The 23,056-nt window shown below is 52.2% G+C and carries 17 protein-coding genes; 8 read left to right on the top strand and 9 right to left on the bottom strand.

Features of this window, described 5'->3' with window-relative positions; all coding sequences use genetic code 11:
- Positions 1–26: 26 nt before the first annotated feature.
- The gene (locus OGW13_RS04940; protein WP_090050434.1) at positions 27–935 is read right to left on the bottom strand and encodes a manganese-dependent inorganic pyrophosphatase; all 909 of its coding nucleotides are present in this window, start codon (positions 933–935) and stop codon (positions 27–29) included.
- 125 nt (positions 936–1,060) lie between these two features.
- Here OGW13_RS04940 and OGW13_RS04935 point away from each other — a divergent pair, with 125 nt between their 5' ends.
- Positions 1,061–1,984 (top strand): LysR substrate-binding domain-containing protein, encoded by a 924-nt coding sequence (locus OGW13_RS04935; RefSeq protein ID WP_043000621.1) that lies wholly within the window; start codon positions 1,061–1,063, stop codon positions 1,982–1,984.
- A 44-nt stretch (positions 1,985–2,028) separates the two neighbouring features.
- On the opposite strand, the gene OGW13_RS04930 is transcribed toward OGW13_RS04935, so the two are convergent.
- The 4 genes from OGW13_RS04930 to OGW13_RS04915 all read right to left on the bottom strand — a co-directional run bounded on the left by OGW13_RS04930 (position 2,029) and on the right by OGW13_RS04915 (position 6,117).
- The gene (locus OGW13_RS04930) at positions 2,029–3,717 is read right to left on the bottom strand and encodes a methyl-accepting chemotaxis protein (RefSeq protein ID WP_054176213.1); all 1,689 of its coding nucleotides are present in this window, start codon (positions 3,715–3,717) and stop codon (positions 2,029–2,031) included.
- 166 nt (positions 3,718–3,883) lie between these two features.
- Entirely contained in the window at positions 3,884–5,002 is a 1,119-nt protein-coding gene (locus tag OGW13_RS04925; RefSeq protein WP_043000619.1) for an S-(hydroxymethyl)glutathione dehydrogenase/class III alcohol dehydrogenase, read from the bottom strand.
- A 32-nt stretch (positions 5,003–5,034) separates the two neighbouring features.
- The gene (locus tag OGW13_RS04920) at positions 5,035–5,310 is read right to left on the bottom strand and encodes a metal/formaldehyde-sensitive transcriptional repressor (RefSeq protein ID WP_003833178.1); all 276 of its coding nucleotides are present in this window, start codon (positions 5,308–5,310) and stop codon (positions 5,035–5,037) included.
- A 225-nt stretch (positions 5,311–5,535) separates the two neighbouring features.
- Entirely contained in the window at positions 5,536–6,117 is a 582-nt protein-coding gene (locus OGW13_RS04915) for a helix-turn-helix domain-containing protein (RefSeq protein WP_192502616.1), read from the bottom strand.
- A 474-nt stretch (positions 6,118–6,591) separates the two neighbouring features.
- Between OGW13_RS04915 and OGW13_RS04910 the strand changes: the two genes are divergently transcribed.
- The 5 genes from OGW13_RS04910 (at position 6,592) to OGW13_RS04890 (ending at position 13,018) form a co-directional block, all read left to right on the top strand.
- On the top strand, positions 6,592–7,170 hold the full coding sequence (locus tag OGW13_RS04910; RefSeq protein ID WP_287115765.1) for a fimbrial protein: 579 nt from the start codon (positions 6,592–6,594) through the stop codon (positions 7,168–7,170).
- A 41-nt stretch (positions 7,171–7,211) separates the two neighbouring features.
- Complete coding sequence (locus tag OGW13_RS04905; protein WP_044257850.1) at positions 7,212–7,934, top strand: fimbrial biogenesis chaperone; 723 nt, start codon at positions 7,212–7,214, stop codon at positions 7,932–7,934.
- A gap of 21 nt (positions 7,935–7,955) precedes the next feature.
- Complete coding sequence (locus tag OGW13_RS04900; RefSeq protein WP_287115764.1) at positions 7,956–10,535, top strand: fimbria/pilus outer membrane usher protein; 2,580 nt, start codon at positions 7,956–7,958, stop codon at positions 10,533–10,535.
- 2 nt (positions 10,536–10,537) lie between these two features.
- Positions 10,538–11,725, top strand: a complete 1,188-nt coding sequence (locus OGW13_RS04895; protein WP_287115763.1) for a hypothetical protein — start codon at positions 10,538–10,540, stop codon at positions 11,723–11,725.
- A 120-nt stretch (positions 11,726–11,845) separates the two neighbouring features.
- On the top strand, positions 11,846–13,018 hold the full coding sequence (locus OGW13_RS04890) for a hypothetical protein (RefSeq protein WP_287115762.1): 1,173 nt from the start codon (positions 11,846–11,848) through the stop codon (positions 13,016–13,018).
- Between the two features lie 63 nt (positions 13,019–13,081).
- Here the strand turns inward: OGW13_RS04890 and cybB are convergent, their stop codons facing one another.
- Entirely contained in the window at positions 13,082–13,609 is a 528-nt protein-coding gene (gene cybB / locus OGW13_RS04885; protein ID WP_043000618.1) for a cytochrome b561, read from the bottom strand.
- Positions 13,610–13,798: 189 nt separating this feature from the next.
- On the opposite strand from cybB, the gene gap reads away from it, so the two are divergent.
- Positions 13,799–14,800, top strand: a complete 1,002-nt coding sequence (gene gap, locus OGW13_RS04880) for a type I glyceraldehyde-3-phosphate dehydrogenase (RefSeq protein ID WP_044257846.1) — start codon at positions 13,799–13,801, stop codon at positions 14,798–14,800.
- A 39-nt stretch (positions 14,801–14,839) separates the two neighbouring features.
- Here gap and aldA read toward each other — a convergent pair whose 3' ends face one another.
- On the bottom strand, positions 14,840–16,279 hold the full coding sequence (gene aldA, locus OGW13_RS04875) for an aldehyde dehydrogenase (protein ID WP_287115761.1): 1,440 nt from the start codon (positions 16,277–16,279) through the stop codon (positions 14,840–14,842).
- 197 nt (positions 16,280–16,476) lie between these two features.
- Entirely contained in the window at positions 16,477–17,271 is a 795-nt protein-coding gene (locus OGW13_RS04870; protein WP_044257960.1) for a YdcF family protein, read from the bottom strand.
- A 391-nt stretch (positions 17,272–17,662) separates the two neighbouring features.
- On the opposite strand from OGW13_RS04870, the gene OGW13_RS04865 reads away from it, so the two are divergent.
- Positions 17,663–18,982 carry an MFS transporter gene (locus OGW13_RS04865; RefSeq protein ID WP_248382036.1) on the top strand — a complete coding sequence of 440 codons (1,320 nt, stop codon included), beginning with the start codon at positions 17,663–17,665 and terminating at the stop codon, positions 18,980–18,982.
- 121 nt (positions 18,983–19,103) lie between these two features.
- Here OGW13_RS04865 and hrpA read toward each other — a convergent pair whose 3' ends face one another.
- Positions 19,104–23,006 carry an ATP-dependent RNA helicase HrpA gene (gene hrpA / locus OGW13_RS04860; protein WP_109740779.1) on the bottom strand — a complete coding sequence of 1,301 codons (3,903 nt, stop codon included), beginning with the start codon at positions 23,004–23,006 and terminating at the stop codon, positions 19,104–19,106.
- Positions 23,007–23,056: the final 50 nt, after the last annotated feature.

The raw sequence follows: 23,056 nt of genomic DNA, 5'->3' as shown, positions 1-23,056 counted from the left end.
CGGGCTGAATCTCTCAGCCCGTTTTGTCAGGCCTGGTCTATTTTCGCAACATGGCTTTCGAGCCACGGCAGCATCTGTTTCTTGCGGCTCAACATTCCCTCAACCGTCACCGGTTGTGCCAGTTCCAGTTGACGCGGGCCGGCAAACCAGAGTTGCGAATTGCCAGCGTTGATATCCGTCAACATCAGCACCACCAAATCCGCCCCGCTGCGGGTCGCATAATCGGCCATCTCTTGACGCAGGGCATCCATCACGTCAGCGACCTGGCTCAATGCATACAGTTCGATCTGCGCAACGCTCACCTGCTGACCCTTGATGGTGAAACGCTTGATATCTTTTTGCAGCAGTTCACTGGCGCTTAATCCTTCGACGCTGGTTTTAGCACTCAGCAGGTCAGCGCTGAACGCCGCCAGCTCAACCCCTGCACGCGTTGTCAGTGCTTCAACGGCCTGACGGTCATCCGCCGTGGTGGTTGGCGAGCGAAGCGTGACAGTGTCACTCAATATTGCACCCAATAGTAATAGCGCCTGCGCAGACGTTATCTGCGCCCTGTCCTCCGGGCTCATCAGTTGCCATAGCAGCGTGGCGCTGCTGCCCACCGGCTTTATCCACACTTCTGGCGGCAAACGGGTCACCAGTCCACCCAGACGGTGATGATCGATAATACCCACGATATTGCTCGCCATAAGGGTTTCCGGTCCCTGCGCTGGCTCGGTGAAATCCACCAGCCAGACGTCGAGGTCTGTCAGCGGCATCGTCAGTAACCGCGGCATGTCCAGCCCCGCACGCTCAAACAGAAATTGGGTTTCGCGATTGGGTTCACCCAGGCGCCAGGCTGAGGCCTGACGTCCGCGCATGTTCAACCAGCGGGCAGCCATAAAAGCGGTGCAAATGGCGTCACTGTCCGGATTCAGGTGGCCTACGACATGGATCATTTTCGCCTCCGAAGAGAAAGTGCTGTTACTTAAATAAGTTAAATGTTAATAATATTTTGCAATCAAGTTATCAAAAACAAACAACTTTACTTGTCACCGGCATCGCTCTGTTCTTAACATCGCTTATGGAAAAAAATAGTCTGTTCAGTCAGCGCATCCGATTGCGCCATCTTCATACATTTGTCGCTGTCGCTCAACAAGGAACCCTGGGGCGCGCAGCCGAAACCCTTAACCTCAGCCAGCCTGCGCTTTCCAAAACGCTTAACGAACTGGAGCAACTGACCGGCACCCGCCTCTTTGAGCGCGGACGGCTCGGGGCGCAACTGACATTACCTGGCGAGCAGTTCTTAACCCATGCGGTGAAAGTGCTAGATGCGCTCAACACCGCCGGGCAGGCGCTGAACCGTAAAGAAGGTCTTAACAATGATGTGGTAAGAATAGGCGCGCTACCGACCGCCGCGCTGGGTATTCTTCCGTCGGTCATCGGTCAGTTTCATCAGCAGCAAAAAGAGACCACGCTGCAGGTGGCAACGATGAACAATACCATGCTGCTGGCGGGCCTGAAATCCGGCGAGCTCGACATCGGCATTGGCCGGATGTCCGATCCGGAATTGATGAGCGGCCTTAATTATGAGCTGCTGTTTCTCGAGTCATTAAAGCTGGTCGTGCGTCCGAATCACCCACTATTGCAGGAAAACGTGACGCTGAGTCGCGTGATGGAGTGGCCCGTGGTTGTTTCGCCCAAAGGCACAGTACCACGGCAGAATGCCGAGACGCTGTTGCAAAGCCAGGGCTGTAAGATGCCAACCGGCTGCATTGAGACGCTCTCCGCCTCGCTGTCGCGCCAGTTAACGGTTGATTATAACTACGTCTGGTTTGTGCCCTCTGGCGCGGTGAAAGAGGATTTGCGCCAGGCGACGCTGGTTTCGCTACCCGTGCCCACACAGGGCGCAGGCGAGCCGATCGGTATTCTCACCCGTGTGGATTCACCGCTCTCTTCTGGCGCGCAACGCTTAATTGCCGCTATCCGTAAATCGATGCCGTTATAACAGGCCGGATGAGGCGCCTTTGCGCCTTCACCCGGCAATGGCGCTTAGAAGGTTTCCCAGTTATCCCCGTGATCGGTAACCGGCTGTGTCAGAGGCTGAACGGGGGTGTTTGTTGTCGGTACGCGCTTGCTCGTGGGTCCACCCTGTAAGCGAAACGTCCCCACCGCCTCCGTCAGTCGTGCCGCCTGCTCTTCCAGCGACGCCGCTGCCGCAGAGGCCTCTTCCACCAGCGAAGCGTTCTGCTGAGTCACTTTGTCCATCTCAGAGATGGCCTGGCTGACCTGCACGATCCCGCGGCTCTGCTCGTCCGACGCCGCGGCGATTTCCAGCATGATATCGGTGACGCGTTTTACCGCCTCCACGATGTCGGTCATCGTGTTCCCCGCCGCGACCACTTCACCAGAACCTTGATCGATGAGACGGACGGATTCGCTGATAAGCCCTTCAATCTCTTTCGCTGCCTGGGCACTGCGGCTGGCCAGCGTGCGGACCTCACTGGCGACCACGGCGAATCCACGCCCTTGCTCACCGGCACGCGCGGCTTCAACCGCGGCGTTCAGCGCCAGAATATTGGTCTGGAAAGCGATGCTGTTGATAACCGCTGTGATCTCAGAGATTTTCTTCGAACTGGTCGAAATATTGCCCATCGTCTGGACCACGCCGGAAACCATCTGCCCGCCACGACTGGCTTTGCCGGACGCATCTTCCGCCAGTTTGCTGGCGTGGTGTGCGTTATCGGCGTTTTGCTTCACCGTCGCGGTCAACTCTTCCATGCTGGCCGCCGTCTGTTCGATCGCCGCCGCCTGTTCTTCGGTGCGTGACGACAAGTCGGTATTGCCCGCCGAGATTTCGCTGGTACCGCGATAAATCTCTTCTGCCCCCTGACGCACCGAACCGACCGTTTGCACCAGCGAACGCTGCATTTGTTGCAGGTGGCGGCTCAGTCGCCCAATCTCGCTACGCCCGGTAGGTTCATCCTGCATGGTGAGATCACCGGCGGCAATTTGCTCAATACGCTGCGCGGCATGCTGCAACGGCTGAATGACGGTACGACGCAGAACAATAAACGTCATCAGCGTCAGCACCAGTGCCAGACCAAAAGCGCCAATCATGAATATCATGCCCAGTTGGGTGCGCTGATGAGCCTGTTCGCTTAACTGGTTAGCGCGCGCCATGCGCAGTTCAATCGCCTTCAGCAGGACCTTATTGTAACTGGCATCCAGTTGTCTTGCGTGTTCGCTTTCGTGGTTGATGATCGCTTCGAACATGCCGTTTCTGGCGTACTTGAGCATCGGTTGCATTCCCGCTATATAGGCTTTGAAACTGCTCTCCAGTTCGCCATCCAACGCTTCATCCGCAGGGGTTTTCACCTTGCGCGCCATGTAAATAGTAAACCCTTCTTCAGACTGCTTAATACGCTTTTCCGCCGCCGCAATGTTGGCTTTCATGTCATCCATTTCAGCAATTCGGCTCGCCGCGCCAGCATGAATCATGTTGATTCGCGCGGTACGCAGGTGGTTCGAACTGTTCGATAATCCCATGCGGACCTGGATCTCATCCGTCACATCCCGCTGATCGCGGTCAGCCTGCATGAGAAAGTAGCCCGCCAGACCGGAGCTCAGCGCGAACAGTAAAAGGATGCCACCGAGAATGGAGGAAAACAGCGGAACCAGCCTGATGTGATGCAGAAAGCCCAGCTTATGTGGTGCGTGCATCGATGATGTGTTGTCCATGACCGTCGACTCTCTTGTAGGATTAATGCGTAATACGCGCCCGTAAGATAGTCATCGGCATTCCGCGAATTTTACTTACCGGGAAAAGCGCCGTTTTCGTCACAGTTTGACAACATTTATGTTAAAAAATGGAAAGCGCCAGCGGTGATTTCCGCTGGCGGATGAATCAGTTATCGCCGAAATGGATAACGGTACGGATGGATTTACCTTCGTGCATCAGGTCAAACGCGTCGTTGATTTGCTCCAGCGGCAGACGATGGGTAATGAACGGATCCAACTGGATTTTCCCGGCCATTGCCTCTTCCACCATGCCCGGTAACTGGGTGCGCCCTTTGACGCCGCCAAACGCGGAACCACGCCAGACCCGGCCTGTCACCAGCTGGAACGGGCGAGTTTTAATTTCCTGGCCCGCCCCGGCAACACCAATGATGATGCTCTCGCCCCATCCTTTATGGCAGCATTCCAGCGCCGCACGCATCACGTCGACGTTACCGATACATTCGAAGCTAAAGTCGACACCACCGTCGGTGAGCTCAACAATCACCTCCTGGATCGGTTTGTCATAATCTTTCGGATTAATGAAGTCGGTTGCGCCCATTTCAGCCGCCAGTTTGAATTTTTCCGGGTTGGTATCGACAGCAATAATACGCCCCGCTTTCGCCTGTACAGCGCCCTGAATCACCGCCAGGCCGATCCCGCCAAGGCCAAACACGGCAACGGTATCGCCCTCTTTGACTTTCGCGGTGTTATGCACGGCACCTATGCCCGTAGTGACGCCACACCCCAGCAGACAAACCTTATCCAGCGGGGCTTGCGGGTTGACTTTCGCCAGTGAGATTTCCGCACATACGGTGTATTCGCTGAAGGTACTGGTACCCATGTAGTGATAGATTGGTTCGCCATTGTAAGAAAAACGAGTGGTGCCATCCGGCATCAGACCTTTTCCCTGAGTGGCGCGCACGGCCTGACAGAGGTTGGTCTTCCCGGATTTACAGAATTTGCACTCTCCGCATTCGGCGGTATACAGCGGGATAACATGGTCGCCCGGCTTCAGACTGGTCACGCCTTCGCCGACGTCGACCACTACACCGCCGCCTTCATGTCCCAGAACCGCCGGGAACACACCTTCCGGATCGTCACCAGACAGCGTAAACGCGTCAGTGTGGCAAACCCCGGTGTGGGTAATTTTAACCAGAACTTCGCCTTTTTTCGGCGCTGCGACGTCAATCTCAACAATTTTGAGCGGCTGACCGGGGCCAAACGCGACTGCTGCACGTGATTTCATCTGTCTCTTCCCTTTATTGCGAGGTGATAGGTTTATTTTAGATAAGCGCGAAGAAGGTGGCCGATTTCAGCCATACGCACGGCGCGCTGGTCAGGAGTGGTTTCACCACTCACCAGCTCATCTTTCAGGTGGATCTCAACCATTTCGCCCATTAAACCGTTGGACGCACCGCGGACCGCAGCGATTTGTTGCAGGATAGCCAGGCAAGGTTCGCCAGATTCCAGCGCACGCTCCAGGGCATCCACCTGCCCCCGAATGCGTCGGACGCGAGTCAGAATACGTTTTTTATCTTCAGGTGAATGCGGCATAGGCCCCCTTAATACTATAGGGGGGTATACTATCAGAGTTTTAATCGCAGGAGGAAAAAAAAGCGTTTTCTATTTAGTGAGCGTTAAATTTCACTGTTTCAGCCTTTAAAGGCGGGTTTACCTATGTGCCTTTCGTTTATCACCGGCGAAAACCATACTTTAGCCCTGTTTTAATTTAGGTTATGTAGATTTATCTCATGCCAGAAATATCAATTTTGCAGATATCTAAAACTGCGCTGGAATATGTTTTATTTCCTTCAGATGCCCATTCAGTATTGTAATGTAGCCTCCGGCTTTTAATGCCGAGAGCACGTTCATCACTGCGGAACGAGAAAGCCGGGTTTTTCCGCGGATATAATTCTCGGCGGTAATCGACTCTCTCAGTGTTTGCGGTTTGCTCATGAGCTCGAAAAGCTGATAGCGAACCTGCTCAAATACGGTGGGTGAGACGAGCTTAAACAGTACCTCTGCGGCCATGCTGGCGATCAGTTGCAGATGTCTGGCATAGGGTTCCCACAGGTTGTGTTCTGTCAGCAGCGCGTATAAATCCTCTTTATTCAACGTGGCGATTTCAGCCGGTTCAATAACGCGAAGGATATGTATTGATCGGGAGGACTCATGTACCGGGATGATCCCACGTAGTGTCGGGGCTTCGATAAGTTCGATAAGAATATCATCGGGCTGCCGGTAAAGTGAGAGCGCCCCCTTACGAATAATATAACAATCAGGCTGGTGAGCGGCGCTGATGGTAATGCGCTTACCAACAGGACACTGCTGATAGCGCAGGTGCGAATCAAGTGTATCCAACAATATCGTCAAATAGGGCGATTCAACGCGCGTGCTTATGGGCCCCGCCATCTCTACTGGATTGAATGTGCTCTTCATTTTTTATTTTTACCAACCTACGTACACATGCCACTATGATAGCAGAAAATGGCTATCACGGTAAAAACATGGTTGCAAAAATGACACAAAACAGTATCCATCTAAAAATAATTTCGTAGATATTGTTAATGCAATGTATGTTTAATATAGATTATCCGCATACTTAATATTGTATATTACATTGTTAATAATTAATTAAATTCAAATAAAATTAACAGTTTATAATTCAACCCAAAATTTGAAGTACAAAAATGGACCATAAAACAATAGACCTCCATTATAATGGGGCATAAATTATGACACCTAAAGCTACTATAATATAGTAGTAATAGTCCCTTTTATTATTCCATAGTTATTTTACACAAAGACGAGTGCGACACTCTGATGGAGCTATAAATGAAATTTAATAAATTAATAGCTGCTGGCACAATTCTGGCGGTGAATTTAATTAATCTACCGCACGCCTTCGCAGCAAATACCATTACTTTTAACGGTAATATTACAGATGCAACATGCGACGTTTCTCTGGAATATAAAGGCGCCGCTGTTGGAACGGCTGGTACAGGTACAATTGCGCTGGACGAAGTTTCAAAAACAGCGCTGGCTGGTGCAAACTCCTCTGCAGGCCAGGTACCGTTCTTTATTGTGGCTGAAAACTGCACCCTGGGTACGCCTGCAAAAACCAAAGTGGCGGCCAACTTTAAAAGTGCTAACGGTGACAACCAGGGCTATCTGAATAATACAGCGTCAACTGATGCAGCGACAAATGTTCAGTTCCGCCTGTTGGATTCGAATCGTAGCACAATTAAAGTGAACGACCCAGGTCAGTCAACCACGTCACAATTCACCGCTATTGACACTGAAGCAGGTGGTAAAACCCGGATGCCCTATTTTGTTGAATATGTATCGGCAGCCGGTTCTGCAACTGCGGGGTCAGTCGTCAGCACTGTGGATTATGAGCTGATGTATCAGTAATCACTTATTTTATTTCCCTGGTTAAACCTTAGGTATTTTGTATGTTATTTTTCAGTAAAAAGGCAGCAACAGTATATTGCGCCCTTAGTGCTGGCATGATGATGAGTCAGCCAGGTCATGCCAGTATTGTTTTGGATGGAACCAGAGTCATATACCAGGGAAGTAAAAGTCAGGTTACGCTCAGCCTGACAAATAAAAACGCCAGACCTGTATTAATTCAGAGTTGGATCGATACGGGGAATGAGAACACGTCACCCGAAAAAATATCCGTCCCTTTCGTGATCACTCCGCCGATCAATCGGGTAGACTCGAATAAGGGCCAGACGCTGCGTATCAGCTATACCGGGGTTCCAGCGCTCCCTACTGACAAAGAGTCAGTGTTTTGGCTCAATGTTCTTGAGGTCCCGGCAAAAGATAAGAACAGTGACGACATCAAACAGAAACTCAATGTTGTCTTTCGCACGCGTATTAAACTTTTTTACCGCCCTGAAGGGTTAGAAGGTAAAAGCAGTGATGCACCAGAACAATTACACTGGCAATTAAATGGTAAAAATGCCACGGTGCAAAACAGCTCAAAATATAACGTCACTATTTTTAGTGTTAACTTTAAAGACAAGAACATCACATCTGAAACTGCCGGTAAAATGCTGGCACCGGGTGAAACAAAACAATTCCCTTTGAACAATACGGGCAATATTGATGGGTTATCTTTTAGCACAATCAATGACTATGGAGCGCTCATTGATCATAAAGCGAAACGCTAACGCCTTTTGAGGGTAGATCGTGTGTCTATTTCAAATAAATTTCTCCCCGGATTCTATCTCTGTTGCTTTTCTACAGTTATATTGTCTTTCTCATTTAGCGCTATCGCTAATGACACTGAGAACCATTCTGGGGAGGATAAGTCTGTCTCATCTGAAGAGACTGCTGCTGAATTTGACACACAACTTTTGCGCCAGGACAGGGCAAATCAAATCGATGTAAATCGCTTCACCTACGGCTCAAATGTTATCCCCGGAAAATACCTTATCGATATCATTGTGAATGGTTCTCAAATTTCACATGAAGAGGTCACTTTTACTGAAGTCGATAAATACCGGGCTGAGGCCTGTTTAACGCCGAAAATCATTCAGTTGATTAAACTTAATATGGACAGAGTACCAAAAGATTCGCGCAGCGAACTGTCTAACCCCGCAGCATGTTCTGACCTCTCCCAACTCTTGCCAAATGCCACCGTACATTTTGATGCGGATAAGCAGCAACTTAATATTGAAATACCACAAATTTACCTTCAGCACACGGCGCAAGGAAGTGTTGATCCGTCACTTTGGGACAGTGGTGTTCCGGCGCTGATGCTCGGCTATTATGTCAATGGCTATGACTCCCACTACAATAATGCCGACACGGCACGTTCGCTCTATTCTTCGTTAAATGCCGGGCTAAATATTGGTAATTGGTACTTTCGCCACAATGGCTCTTATACCTGGACACCGGAACAGGGCGGCGGCTATCAAAGTAGCAATAGCTATGTACAACGCGATGCCGAGTTTGTTCATGGTCATCTTTATCTTGGTCAATATTTTACCTCAGGCCAGATGTTTAATTCGGTTTCGTATACCGGCGCACAACTGGCCAGCGACGACAGAATGTTACCCGCCTCTCAGCGTGGATACGCGCCGGAAATCCGAGGGGTCGCGAAGACGAATGCTAAAGTGACGATACGTCAGTCTGGCCATATTTTGTATCAGACCACCGTGACACCGGGAGCGTTTCTGATCGATGATCTCGGGCAGACAGGGTATGGCGGCGATCTGGATGTCACCGTCGAAGAAGCGGACGGTAGCACCCAGCAATACTCAGTGCCTTATTCGTCTCTGGCGCAATCACTGCGTCCGGGGACCCAGCAATTCACTGCAACGGTTGGCAAGCTTCGCGACTACAACGCCGCTGAAATGCCGTTGTTCTATGAAACAACCTACATGCGCGGCTTAACCAATATCCTGACTGCCTATACGGGCTTACAGTACAGTCAGCACTATCAGGCTGCCCTGCTGGGGGGAGCAATAGGTACGCGAGCGGGGGCGATCAGCGCGGATGTCACTCAATCGACGAGTCAGATCGGCGGCAAGATCGGTAATCCGATGGGGCAAAGTTATCGACTGAGTTACAACAAACTGTTTGATGCGACAAACAGTAACATCACGATTGCTGCCTATCGTTATTCCAGCTCCGGTTATATGGATTTTCAAACCGCCATGAGTACACGCGACGCAATGAATAATGGCAGCGATCCGGATAGCGTCTCCCGTTCTAAAAATCAGTTCTCATTAAGCTTTAATCAGGGCCTCCCTGCCGGGCTGGGTAACCTTTATGTCAGCTCATCAATGCAAAACTACTGGAATAACAACGAGGGTTACAACACCCAGTATCAGTTGGGGTATTCCAATAACTATAAGCTGCTGAACTACAGCATTAACGCCAGCCGAAACAAAGCGGGAAACGGAAATGATCAAACCACCTGGTATCTGACGTTTTCCATGCCGTTAGGCATGGGTAATGGTACAGGAATGCCTTATCTGAGCATGCGCTATAACCAGGACAGTGCTGGCGGACGTGGTCAACAGGCAAACCTTTCTGGCTCGTTCGGTGAAGACAATAAATACGGCTACAACGTTAGCGGTGCGCATGATGACAATTCGGGAAGCTCTGGCAGCGTCAGCGGAACCTGGGAGGGAAGCAAGGCAACGATGAACGGTAGCTACAGCACCGGTAAAGGCTATAGCAGTACCTCCGTCGGGATGTCCGGGGGGATGGTCGTCCACTCGGGTGGGGTCACTTTCTCGCCTTACAGCAGCGATAACTATGCCCTGATTGAAGCAAAAGGGGCAGAAGGTGCCAAAGTCGCGGGTTATGCAGGTGCCGTCATTGATGGTTCAGGCTATGCCCTGTCACCGTCACTGGTCCCCTATCAGGAAAATCGGATAGGTATTAACCCTGAAGGCTCTGATTTGGGCGTTGACTTTGAAAACACGGCGCAGAATGTTGTTCCGCGTTCAGGATCGGTGGTCAAAGTAAAATTTGCTACCCATACCGGCACGCCGGTGCTGATTACCACAAGCTGGCAGGGAGAGCCGCTCCCCTTTGGCGCCGACATTTTTGATGATGAAGACACGCACGTGGGTGCGGTGTCCCAGGGCGGGGTTATTTACGTTAAAGTCAGTAAGCAAAAAGGAACATTGCTCGTGAAATGGGGTGAGAACGCGAATAATCAATGTCGTGTCCCTTATTCCCTTAATCCAGATGATTCCAGCGCGAAAGGTAAAAACGCGATCCAGCGCTTTACTGCCGTATGCCAAAAGGTGTAGCTATGTCTTTTTTGAAATATCTATTTATTCTTTTTTTCTTCCATATTGCCTCGGCCTCGGCCTATGTAGTTAAATGCGACCCATCAACAAGCTCCACCAATAATTATAACCAATGGTCGACGATGCATCAGCCCTTTAATCTAACCTCACCAGGGGCGACCATTACCTTAGGAGCTAATATCCCCGACTGGCACACCATTTATTCTGTAAACGCGATTATTGGCATTGATACAGGAAACTGTAACTCCGTTGTCAGCACGTATTATGCTTTTCTGAACAACGCACAGCCTGTAGGCTCCATAAACGGCTATGACATTTATAGCACCAATATTTCTGGTATTGGCATTTCTATTTCAGCACCCGATGTCGTCGGGAAAAATGCTGTGAACGCTTATCCTAAAGCACTTTTTTATACCCGGGATATTCTAGGCCTCCAGTTTGAAGCAGATATAAAGTACTGGAAAATTCCTGGCACTATTCCCGCCTATAACGGCCCGGTCACCATTACCGGACCCGACACCGCCGTTTTATATATGTCCTCGGGTAGCACCTTTACCAGTTCGAACCCCGACCGGATAGTCAGTGACGATAAGGCCTATATTAGTGGGTCGCGAATTTTAACCATTACCATGACCTTTCAGTCTGGCACCTGCAATATACAAGGGGACAATGTTAAGGTGGATATGGGCGATTCAACCGCACCTTTCCCCTGGAAGGATGCCAGTTTCAATTTGATATGCCCGAATGCGATGGGATATGATGGAATGACACACTCCAAATCGACCTATACTTATCCCTATAATATTGACCCCAAGTCAGAACTTTCACCTAATTCCCCAAACGGAAAAGTGCAGATCAGTATAGCGCCTTACACCCAAGTGGTGGATGCCAACAGAGGGATTATCGCGCTCGACGGCACAGGTGCCCAGGGCTATGGGATACAACTGGCCTGGGGTGATTACACCACGCAGAATTCACAAGAACCGTTAAACCCCGTCGTCTTAAACAGTTATGTTGCTGCCAATACGCTTAACCCCAACTTCAGTGCGGATGATACCCCTGTAGGGGGGAACGGATTCCACGGTTCAGATAACACCATAAAGATGGCGGCGCGGTATATTCGTACCGCCGGTAATTCAGCACCAGGCCCTGCCAACGCCGTGGTACAGGTTATCGCTAATTACCAGTAATAGTGACCCTTTTAACAGTGAGCCTGGCGAACAGAATAAAAGCTCTAAAGCGAGTTTATTAGGTAACGATACGCGTCGTCGCGTGTCGGAGTTGATTTTTTGCTACGCAATGTTAATAACATGAGATATTTAAAACTGATGTGGCAATCCACTGAGATTGCCAGCCATCGCATTATTAGGTCTATTTTCACGTTGGCTATGCTGGTTCTGTTTTTGAATGCAGCATCAGCGTCGGCGACGGTTATTCACTGCGAATCCCAACCCCGCGCGATAACGCGTTATCACGCGTGGCCTGAAATCTATAAGGCAACCGAGGTCAATGTTGATAACATTCGCATGTCATTGCCGTTGCCACTGTCTGAGTGGGCCGTTATTTATACGGCTGAGAATCACGTTATTGATCTCGATGTTGGGGTTTGCGACATCGACGGACTCTCTCCTCGCTTTACCCTGCTCACGGCTACACCTGCTATTGCCCATCAGGGGAATGACTATATTTATGCGACTAACGTTCCGGGGATTGGGATATCTGCGGCGGAGTCATTTCGTGCGCGATACCACTCGTTACAACCTTATCCCCTTACGGATAGGTGGGATGAAGCGACGCCCTACACTCACCTTTATGCCACGATAAAATACTGGAAAATTCCCGGGCAAAATATTCCATCTGACGCGGGCGCCCTGACCGTAATCGGTCCGGAAGTGGGAATGGTTTATGAGAAATCGGGATACTCTTTTACCAGCTCAGAAACCAACAGGATTACCCGGGAGGGTCGTGCCTATATTAATGATTCAAGAATAATAAAAGCGACGATATTTTTTCAGCCTCCGACCTGCGATATCAAGAGTGACCATGTCAGTATCAACATGGGTGATTATGACGGAACCGCTGTCGTCTCACGCTGGAAAGATGCCAGTTTTACAATCCGATGCCCGGCTTCATTCGACGACAGAAAGCATAAGATACAGTTCACAATGATTCCTGTTACTCGTGTACTGGATATCCGCAGAGGCATTATTGCTCCGGGAACAGACGACGCGCACCATTACGGAATTCAACTGGCATGGGGAGATTATCAACACCAACCTTCAGGCGACCCGGCTATGCCCGTGAGAGCAGACCGTTATGTCGAGGCGCATGAACTGATCAAGGGTTATAGCGAGGTTGATGGGCTCGCTGACAGTGAGTCTGGTCACACCATTAGAATGGCGGCGCGCGCTATTCGTACCTCCGGTGACGAAATTCCTGGGCCAATCAGTACCGTGATACAGGTCATTGCCTATTACCGCTAAACTTTGCAAAGTCGCCCGCAGAATAGAGGCGCGAGAAGCGCTCCCCGCGCCTGTATAATCACGCTAGCGTTTACGCGGCATCATGCGCAGCAGCGTATTGTCCTTCCAGAAATAGTGGTGCAGTAGCGCGGCGGCGGCATGCAACGCAATCACAAAATAGCCCAGATTGGCCAGCGTGATGTGCCAGGATTTCAGCGTATCCACCAGGTCAAAGTTCCCTTCTGCCGCGTGCGGCATCACCAGACCAAAGGCCATCCACGGATTACCTCGGTTGTACATCATCACCATGCCGATCAATGGCAGCGCGATGAACAGCAGATAAATCACCAGGTGCCCAAGATGCGCCAGTCCGGTCATCATCGGCTTCGGTTTGGGCACGATGGGAGGAGCCGGATATTTCAGCCTGATCAGCAGACGCGCCACCATCAGCACCAGAATCGCTATCCCACTAGAAACGTGAATCATATTAATGAGGGGACGATCGCTGCGAGGAAAAAAGCCCCGAAACTCCATCGCACAGTAAGCGACAATCACCAGTAAAAAGACCAGCCAGTGGATGCCAATTTGCAGGCTTGAGTACTTATTGCCCATAACACTTCCTGAGTAAAAAACAATAAAGCGACAACATAGCGATCTTTCCTTAAAAATTCATTAACTTTTCTACGCCGCATTTCAGACAGTTAGGGTTAACGGCAAGATGTGCGATTGCTCACCCCGGCATCCTGGACTATGCCTGGTAGGGAAAAAAGAATGTCCGCTACATCCTCACAGGAGTTAATCATGAGTAAAATTGGCATTAACGGTTTTGGTCGTATTGGTCGCCTGGTGTTGCGTCGGTTACTCGAAGTCAAAAGCGATGTTGATGTGGTCGCGATCAACGACCTCACCTCCCCTAAAATCCTTGCCTATCTGCTAAAGCATGACTCTAACTATGGTCCGTTCCCCTGGAGCGTGGACTTTACCGAAGACGCGCTGATTGTTGACGGGAAAACGATCGCGGTTTATGCAGAAAAAGACGCCAAGAATATCCCGTGGAAAGCGAAAGGAGCGGAAGTCATTATTGAATGCACCGGCTTTTATACCTCAACTGAAAAGTCTCAGGCGCATATCGATGCTGGCGCGAAAAAAGTGCTGATCTCCGCGCCGGCTGGCGATATGAAGACCATTGTCTACAACGTTAACGATGACACGCTGAATGCCAGTGATGTGATTGTTTCGGTGGCTTCCTGCACCACCAACTGCCTGGCGCCGATGGCGAAAGCGCTGCACGACAATTTTGGTATTAAAGTGGGCACCATGACCACCATTCACGCCTACACCGGCACGCAGTCGCTGGTGGACGGTCCGCGTGGCAAAGATCTGCGCGCATCGCGTGCGGCCGCTGAAAACATCATTCCGCATACCACAGGCGCGGCAAAAGCAATTGGTCTCGTTATTCCGGATCTCAGCGGCAAGCTGAAAGGTCATGCTCAGCGCGTGCCGGTGAAAACCGGTTCTGTCACTGAACTGGTGTCGATTCTGGCTAAGAAAGTGACGGCGGAAGAGGTTAACAACGCGCTGAAGAAAGCCACGCACGATAATGAATCTTTTGGCTATACCGATGAAGAAATTGTCTCTTCAGACGTTATCGGTTCGCACTTTGGTTCTGTGTTTGATGCCACCCAGACCGAAATTACCGAGGTGGGTGATCTGCAACTGGTAAAAACAGTGGCCTGGTACGACAACGAATACGGATTCGTGACGCAACTGATCCGTACCCTTGATAAGTTCGTCAAACTTTAAGCGTAAAGGCGGAGTGAAACCTCCGCCCTGCTTTGCCGATCAGGACTGCAAATAAACCACCTGGGTTTGCAGATACTCGTTCAGCCCGTGCTTGCCGTCTGCGCCGCCAATCCCCGACTTACGCCATCCCGCGTGGAAGCCCTGCATTGCTTCAAAGTTCTCGCGATTAATATAAGTCGCACCAAACTTCAGCCCTTTAATGGCTTTCATCGCGACGTTGAGATTCTGCGTATAAATAGACGATGTCAGGCCGTAATCACTGTCATTAGCCATCGCGATAGCCTCCTCCAGCGTGTTGAAGACCACCACAGGCAGCACAGGGCCAAAGGTCTCTTCGTGCATAATGGCCATCTCCTGACGAACATCCAACAGCAATGTTGGCGGATAGAAGTAACCTTTGCCCTCAACGGCTTTGCCGCCGAGCGCCACCCGCGCCCCCTCCTGTACCGCCCTCGCCACTTTCTGCTCCACACGTTGCAGGGCCGCGGCATTGATAAGCGGCCCCATGGCGATATCGTTACGCTCGCCTGGATTCCCGAACTGTACCGCTTTCAGGGCTTCGCCCAGGCGGTTCACGAACAGGTCATAAATCCCTTTTTGTACGTAGACACGCTCCGCGCAGTTACAAACCTGTCCGGTATTGATGACCCGGGAATCCACAATCGCTTTGACCGCCAGTTCAAGATCGGCATCATCCATCACAATCGCTGGCGCCTTGCCACCCAACTCCAGGCACACTTTGGTGATATTTTTCGCCGCAGTCGCCATAATCTTTTCACCTGCTGCCACGCTGCCGGTCATGCTGACCATCGCCACTTTCGGGTTACCGGCCAGTTCCTGGCCGACGGTTTCACCACGCCCCAGCACCAGGTTAAACACACCACGCGGCAGACCAATCTCATCAACAATTTTGGCAAACGCAATCGCGTTATTGGGCGTGAATTCGCTGGGTTTAATCACGATGGTGTTCCCGGTCAACAGGGCCGGAGCCAGCTTACGGGCGATCAGGAAGAACGGAAAATTCCACGGCAGGATCCCGGTGGTGACCCCCAGCGCGCGCTTAAACAGCAAGATATTCTCGCCAGGGCGATCGCTTTGCAGAATTTCGCCTTCATAGCGACGAGCCCACTCCGCCATATAGTCGAGATAGTCGGCAGTAAAAGAGACTTCCACCTCGGCCAGTTGCTGAATTTTTCCTCCTTCAGCCACAATTAAGGCACTGATTTCGCCAGCACGTTCACGGATCCCGGCGGCAATTTTGCGCAGCCAGCCAGCACGAACGATCGCTGGCAGCGCTTCCCACTCAGCCTGCGCACGGTCCGCCGCTGCAATGGCTTTGCGCGCGTCTTCTGCACGACCATCAGGAATACGCGAAATCACCTCTTCCGTCGCCGGGTTGATGACATCAATCCAGGCATCCTCGTGCCAGGTCACAAACTGTCCATCGATATACATAGGATGTTGTACGGGTACTGACATGCGCTACTCCTGTGATTGAATTGTTTTTAACAAGTGAAACTATTGTTAATAAATATCAATCATGCCTCGGCGATCCCGGCTGGTGTCGTAATTCTGTGAACTGCTTCATAAAAGAGAGGGGTCAGGCTGGGGAGAACGAAAACGCAGGCATTTTTGTTTTGCCCGTTTGAGAGAAAACACTCCCAAACGGGCAGGTGTTAGCGTAACGAACGGTGGTTCATCGCCTCATTCAACGCCGCATCCTGTTGCAGGATCTGCCACGCGGCCTCGACCTCCGGCGGAAAATCCACATGCACAATGAAGTCACGCCCCCGAGGTCCATAGCCGGTGTCATCATTGCGCAAGCGCGGGATTTCGCCCACCACCAGCGCTAAATAGCGATCGATGCTCCACAGGCCGCCAGGGTCATTAGCAAATACAATATCGTCCTCCTGCTGACACAAGACAGGCGTAAATCCCGGATGGCTCAACCAGCGCGGTGCGTCCGGATCGTCACGGGTTACCCGGCGAAAGGTCGCTACGGTACGCCGTTGCATCGTAGGATCCTGTACCACAATGGCCGTGTTAATCGGTGTTGCGGCCTGCGCGATCATTTGCGCGCTAAAACGGGCGTTCTCTCCGCAGTTAGTTGACTGATCTTCCAGCCAGATTTTGTCTGCGGGAATGTGCCAGAACTGCCGGGCAATATCCGCCAGGATGGCGGCTTCGGCGCGTCCGGTCGTCTGGATCGTGTTGTAACGGGGATGTTGGGCAACGGCGGCATACAGGAAGGTCGTGGAGTGACCAATCCCACCAGCGATCAGCAGCGGAACCTCTTGCTGTTGGGCTATCTGGCAGGCCGCGTCAATTGTCGGGATGACGGCATTGCCCGCCAGTACCACGCAGTCTGCCGGGTAAGCAGGCCCGCCGCAGAAATCATCCTGCGCCAGCCACTGCCCCACCGTGTTGATCGCCTCAAGGGTGGTGGCGGAAAGTCTCGGGAACGGTTGCATCATTAAGCTCCTCCTCTTATTTCAGCAGAGTACCGCACCCACGCTGAATAAACAGTAGATCTCTCTGAAAGGCTGATGATTGATATTTCGACGCTTTTTTTGTCATCTCAGTGAAATAACACAAAACGTCTAAAAATCGGGCGGTTGCACCTGCAGATTATCCTGTTTAATTATCAGAATATAAATAATTAACGTCATTTATTCTGCAATTACAGAAAATCATTCTGGCAAAATGCTCTCTTTTTAGCCCATTACGGCGTGCCTCCTCTTGTTAAATGTTACTAACACACCTAGTTTGATTAACAATTTCACAACTTTTTAACGTAACAGGTTGCACCTGCCACACTGCCAGGTGACACCTTTTTTGTTCTCTGGCGGAGGTTTACAGTTAATGACGACCCATGAAAGCAGTACGGTTATTCTGAAGAAAAATAAGAAGGTACTTGTCGCCAGTCTGACCGGCAGTGCGATTGAGTGGTTCGATTACTTTCTGTATGGCACCGCGGCTGCGCTGGTGTTTAACAAGATTTTCTTCCCGATGGTCGACCCGGTAATCGGTCTAATCCTCTCGTACCTCTCCTTCTCGTTGACCTTTTTTATTCGCCCGATTGGCGGGGTAATTTTCGCCCACATCGGCGATCGCATCGGGCGTAAGAAAACGCTGGTGCTGACGCTTTCCCTGATGGGCGGCGCGACGGTGATGATCGGTCTACTGCCCACCTATGAGATGATCGGTATCTGGGCCCCCATTCTGCTTATCCTGATGCGCATCATTCAGGGGATGGGCATTGGTGGCGAATGGGGTGGCGCACTCCTGCTGGCCTATGAATACGCGCCGGAAAAACGCAAAGGCTTCTTCGGCAGTATTCCCCAGGCGGGCGTGACCATTGGCATGCTGATGGCGACGTTTATCGTCTCGCTGATGACCCTGTTTAGCGAGGAAGATTTCCTCTCCTGGGGCTGGCGTATTCCCTTTCTGCTGAGCTCCGTACTGGTGCTGTTAGGACTGTGGATCCGTCGGGATATCGATGAAACGCCAGACTTCAAGAAGGTCAAAGCGACGGGTCAGGTTGCCAAAGCGCCGCTGCGGGATACGCTGACTCGTCACTGGCGTGAAGTGCTGATTGCCGCAGGTTTGAAGGTGGTGGAAACCGCGCCGTTCTACATTTTCTCAACGTTTGTGGTCAGCTATGCCACCAGCACACTGAGTTATCAGAAGTCCCAGGTGCTGGAAGCCGTCACCGTGGGTGCACTGATTGCTACGGTGATGATCCCGCTGATGGGGCTGCTGTCGGACAAAATTGGCCGCAAACGGATGTATGCCATTAGCGTCACCCTGCTTGGCCTGTTTATCGTGCCATGGTTCCTGTTGCTCAATACCGGTACTACCTGGGGCATTATGCTGGCGACAATCGTGATGTTCGGCGTGCTGTGGGCGCCAGTGACGGCGGTACTGGGGACATTGTGCTCGGAAATTTTCAGCGCTAACGTTCGCTACACCGGCATCACCCTCGGTTACCAGATTGGCGCAGCGCTGGCGGGCGGTACCGCTCCCCTCATCGCTACCGGGTTGCTGGCGAAATATGACGGCGACTGGGTACCCGTGGCGTGGTATCTGCTTACCACCGTGGCGATATCCCTGGTTGCCATTTTCTTTGCCAGTCGGGTGAAACGTAGCCCGGCGATCAACGCTCAGCCTAACGAATTGTAATCCCTTCGCGGCCAGATCCTCTGGCCGCTTCTGTAACCATACAGACTCGAACGTCTCACCTGCGTCCGATGGCGCTGCGCTTATCGGGCCTACGGACAATACATTGCCATCCGGTACTGAATTACCCGCTAATCTGTTCCATCGCCTGCAGGATACGTTTATCCGAAATGGGATACGGCGTTCCCAGCTGTTGAGCAAAATAGCTAACCCGTAGCTCCTCAATCATCCAGCGGATCGCTTTCACCTCCTCGTCTTCGCGTCGCGCCGGCGGCAGCTTGTTGAACCACTGCTGCCAGGCCTGCTGTACGCTTTCGACTTTCAGCATTTGCGCGCGATCGCGATGGGGATCAATCGCCAGTTTCTCAAGACGTTTTTCAATCGCCTGCAAGTAACGCAGCGTATCGCCAAGACGACGGAAGCCGTTGCCGGTGACAAATCCGCGATACACCAGTCCGCCCATCTGCGCTTTGATGTCGGAAAGCCCCAACGCCATCGTCATGTCCACGCGCCCCTTCAGGCGTTTATTGATATTAAAGACGGCGGTCAGGATCTGTTCGACCTGCTTCGCAATCTCCACAACCGTCTCATTCAGCTCGGCACGAACCTTCTCATGCAGCGCGGCAAAACCCTCTTCCGTCCAGACCGGACCACCGTTAGCATCAATCAGCTTATCCACGCCGCAGGAAATGCAGTCGTCAATCAGCTCCAGCACTTTGCCGTACGGGTTGAAGTACAGACCCAGCTTGGCTTTATTCGGCAGCTTCTCGTGCAGATATTTGATCGGCGACGGGATGTTCAACAGCAACAAACGGCGTAAGCCAGACCACATCGCCTGCTGTTGCTCCAGCGGATTATCAAACAGTTTGATCGCCACGCTGTCGCGCTCATCCACCAGCGCAGGCCACGCTTTGACTTTGTAATTGCCACGTTTTTGCTCGTAGCTTTCCGGCAGTTGCCCAAAACTCCAGATGTGCAACCCGCTCTGTTCAATGCCATCATCGGCCACCGCCGAGAGCGTCTCCTGCACTTTTCCTTTCAGCCGGTCTTTTAGCTCCTGTAGCGAGCGCCCTTCCTCCAGCTTCTTGTTTTTATCATCCACCACCCGGAAGGTGATTTTCAGATGATCGGGCACCTGATCCCAGTGCCAGTCCTCGCGGTCAACCGTCACGCCTGTCATCCGACGCAGCTCACGCTCCAGCGCGTCCAGTAGCGGCAGCTCCAGTGGCGTCACGCGGCCTAAAAACGCCTCGGCATAGTTCGGGGCCGGAACAAAGTTACGCCGCACCGGCTTCGGCAGCGATTTAATCAGCGCAATCACCAGTTCGCGACGTAAGCCCGGGATCTGCCATTCAAAACCATTTTCGTCGACCTGATTCAACAACGGCAGCGGAATATGTACCGTCACCCCGTCCGCATCCGCCCCCGGTTCAAACTGATAGCTCAACCGCAGTTTCAGCGAGCCCTGATGCCAGAAGTTCGGGTAATCCAGCTTGCTGATGTTGTCCGCGCCCTCTTTGATCAACATGCTCTTTTCAAAATTGAGCAGGTCCGGCGTCTCGCGGGTGGTCTTCTTCCACCAGTTATCAAAGTGACGGGCAGAAATGACATCATGGCTGATGCGCTGGTCGTAGAACTCGAACAGCGTCTCGTCGTCCACCAGAATGTCACGGCGACGCGATTTATGCTCCAGTTCTTCCACTTCGGCACGCAGTTTGAGGTTTTCGCGGAAGAAAGCATGACGCGTCTGCCAGTCGCCCTCCACCAGCGCATGGCGGATAAACAGTTCACGGCACAGCGCCGGATCAATCTGGCTGTAGTTCACCTTACGCGCTGCGACGATCGGCAGACCGTAGACGGTCACCTTTTCCGTCGCCATCACCGCGCCCTGCGCCCGCTCCCAGTGCGGTTCACTGTACGAGCGTTTAATCAGATGCTGAGCGACCGGTTCCACCCACTCGGGATCGATGCGTGCTGCAATGCGCCCCCACAGACGGCTGGTTTCCACCAGCTCCGCGACCATTGCCCACTTCGGCGGCTTCTTGAACAAGCCGGAACCGGGGAAAATCGAAAAACGGGCATTACGCGCTCCGGTATATTCCTGCTTATCGGCATCTTTCATGCCAATATGCGACAACAGCCCGGTCAGTAGCGCAATATGGATCTCGCGGTATTCCGCCGGTTCGCTGTTCACCGGAATACCCAGCTCTTTTACCACCTGACGCAGTTGGGTGTAGATATCCTGCCACTCACGCACGCGCAGATAGTTCAGATAGTCGGTCCGGCACAGGCGACGAAACGCGTTGGACGACAACGCTTTTTGCTGTTCGCCGAGGTAATTCCACAGATTCACAAAGGCAAGGAAATCGGACTCTTTATCGTGGAAGCGACGGTGTTTTTCATCAGACGCCTGCTGTTTGTCCATCGGGCGTTCGCGCGGATCCTGAATCGACAGCGCCGAGGTAATGATCATCGCCTCGCGCACGCAGCCATGTTTTTGCGCTTCCAGCACCATGCGCGCCAGGCGCGGATCCACCGGCAACTGGCTCAACTGGCGCCCCAACGGCGTCAGTTTATAGGCCGTCGCCTGTTCATCAGTGGTAATCGCACCCAACTCTTCCAGCAAACGCACGCCGTCCTGAATGTTGCGCTTATCCGGCGCTTCGACAAACGGGAACGCGGCGATATCGCCCAGCCCCAGCGCCGTCATCTGCAAAATGACCGACGCCAGGTTGGTGCGCAGAATCTCCGGGTCGGTAAACTCCGGACGCGACAGGAAATCATCTTCAGAATAAAGACGAATGCAGATGCCTTCGGATACACGACCGCAGCGCCCTTTACGCTGGTTGGCGGAGGCCTGCGATACGGGCTCGATCGGCAAACGCTGTACTTTGGTGCGGTAGCTGTAGCGGCTGATACGCGCCGTACCAGGGTCGATCACATATTTGATCCCCGGTACCGTCAGCGAGGTTTCCGCCACGTTGGTCGCCAGCACAATGCGCCGCCCGCTGTGCGACTGGAAGACGCGGTTCTGTTCGCTATTCGACAGTCGCGCATACAGCGGCAACACTTCCGTATGGCGCAGGTTGAGTTTGTTCAGTGCGTCGGCGGTATCGCGGATCTCGCGCTCACCGCTCATGAAGATCAGGATGTCGCCGGGGCTTTCACGCCCCAGCTCATCTACCGCATCGAAAATGGCCTGCAACTGGTCGCGTTCGGTGTCATCGGCCTCTTCGACGATCGGTCGATAGCGGACTTCCACCGGAAAGGTGCGCCCAGACACTTCAATAATCGGCGCATTGTTGAAATGCTTCGAAAAACGCTCCGGATCGATGGTCGCGGAGGTGATGATAATTTTCAGATCCGGACGGCGCGGCAGCAGTTCTTTCAGATAGCCCAGCAGAAAATCGATATTCAGGCTGCGTTCGTGCGCTTCATCGATAATGATGGTGTCATACTGCATCAGTAGACGGTCCTGCTGAATTTCCGCCAGCAGGATACCGTCTGTCATCAGCTTCACCATCGTGTTATCGCTGACGTGATCGCTAAAGCGCACCTTATAACCAATGCACCCGCCCGGCTCTGTCTGCAGCTCTTCGGCGATACGGTTCGCCACCGTTCGCGCCGCCAGACGACGCGGCTGGGTGTGGCCAATCAGCCCTTTCACCCCACGCCCCAGTTCCATACAGATTTTCGGGAGCTGAGTGGTTTTCCCCGAACCGGTTTCCCCGGCCACGATCACCACCTGATGGTCGCGAACGGCGTCGAGGATCGCCTGTTTTTTCTGACTGACGGGCAGGTTTTCCGGGTAAGTAATCTCTGGTCGCGCCGCTTCACGTAGCACAACTTTACCTGCTGCCTGTTCAATCTCTTTCGCCATCTCCTGGTAAATGGCTTGTTGTGCATCAGGATTTTTAACCTTCTTCACACCGTGCAGGCGGCGCGAAAAGCGCTGCCGATCGCGCAGCATTAATGAATCTAACTGCTGCTGTAAGGCATGAAAGGATAATTTTTGTTGTTCTGTCATAGCGTTAAAAGGCAGAGCACTGCCTGGTTAAATCTCTTCTCAATGATAGG

Source organism: Citrobacter sp. Ca225 (genome assembly GCF_030337175.1).
Classification (GTDB): Bacteria; Pseudomonadota; Gammaproteobacteria; order Enterobacterales; family Enterobacteriaceae; genus Citrobacter_A; species Citrobacter_A amalonaticus.
The sequence above is the reverse complement of the archived record's forward strand: the minus strand, read 5'-3'. Positions and strand labels throughout refer to the sequence as shown.

Bases quoted from the DNA above. Each gene is read 5' to 3' on its own strand.
- OGW13_RS04940 (WP_090050434.1), bottom strand. From the start codon at position 935: ATGATCCATGTCGTAGGCCACCTGAATCCGGACAGTGACGCCATTTGC.
- OGW13_RS04910 (WP_287115765.1), top strand. From the start codon at position 6,592: ATGAAATTTAATAAATTAATAGCTGCTGGCACAATTCTGGCGGTGAAT.
- OGW13_RS04930 (WP_054176213.1), bottom strand. From the start codon at position 3,717: ATGGACAACACATCATCGATGCACGCACCACATAAGCTGGGCTTTCTG.
- OGW13_RS04920 (WP_003833178.1), bottom strand. From the start codon at position 5,310: ATGCCGCATTCACCTGAAGATAAAAAACGTATTCTGACTCGCGTCCGA.
- gap (WP_044257846.1), top strand. From the start codon at position 13,799: ATGAGTAAAATTGGCATTAACGGTTTTGGTCGTATTGGTCGCCTGGTG.
- OGW13_RS04905 (WP_044257850.1), top strand. From the start codon at position 7,212: ATGTTATTTTTCAGTAAAAAGGCAGCAACAGTATATTGCGCCCTTAGT.
- aldA (WP_287115761.1), bottom strand. From the start codon at position 16,279: ATGTCAGTACCCGTACAACATCCTATGTATATCGATGGACAGTTTGTG.
- OGW13_RS04925 (WP_043000619.1), bottom strand. From the start codon at position 5,002: ATGAAATCACGTGCAGCAGTCGCGTTTGGCCCCGGTCAGCCGCTCAAA.
- OGW13_RS04865 (WP_248382036.1), top strand. From the start codon at position 17,663: ATGACGACCCATGAAAGCAGTACGGTTATTCTGAAGAAAAATAAGAAG.
- cybB (WP_043000618.1), bottom strand. From the start codon at position 13,609: ATGGGCAATAAGTACTCAAGCCTGCAAATTGGCATCCACTGGCTGGTC.
- hrpA (WP_109740779.1), bottom strand. From the start codon at position 23,006: ATGACAGAACAACAAAAATTATCCTTTCATGCCTTACAGCAGCAGTTA.
- OGW13_RS04890 (WP_287115762.1), top strand. From the start codon at position 11,846: ATGAGATATTTAAAACTGATGTGGCAATCCACTGAGATTGCCAGCCAT.
- OGW13_RS04895 (WP_287115763.1), top strand. From the start codon at position 10,538: ATGTCTTTTTTGAAATATCTATTTATTCTTTTTTTCTTCCATATTGCC.
- OGW13_RS04935 (WP_043000621.1), top strand. From the start codon at position 1,061: ATGGAAAAAAATAGTCTGTTCAGTCAGCGCATCCGATTGCGCCATCTT.
- OGW13_RS04870 (WP_044257960.1), bottom strand. From the start codon at position 17,271: ATGCAACCGTTCCCGAGACTTTCCGCCACCACCCTTGAGGCGATCAAC.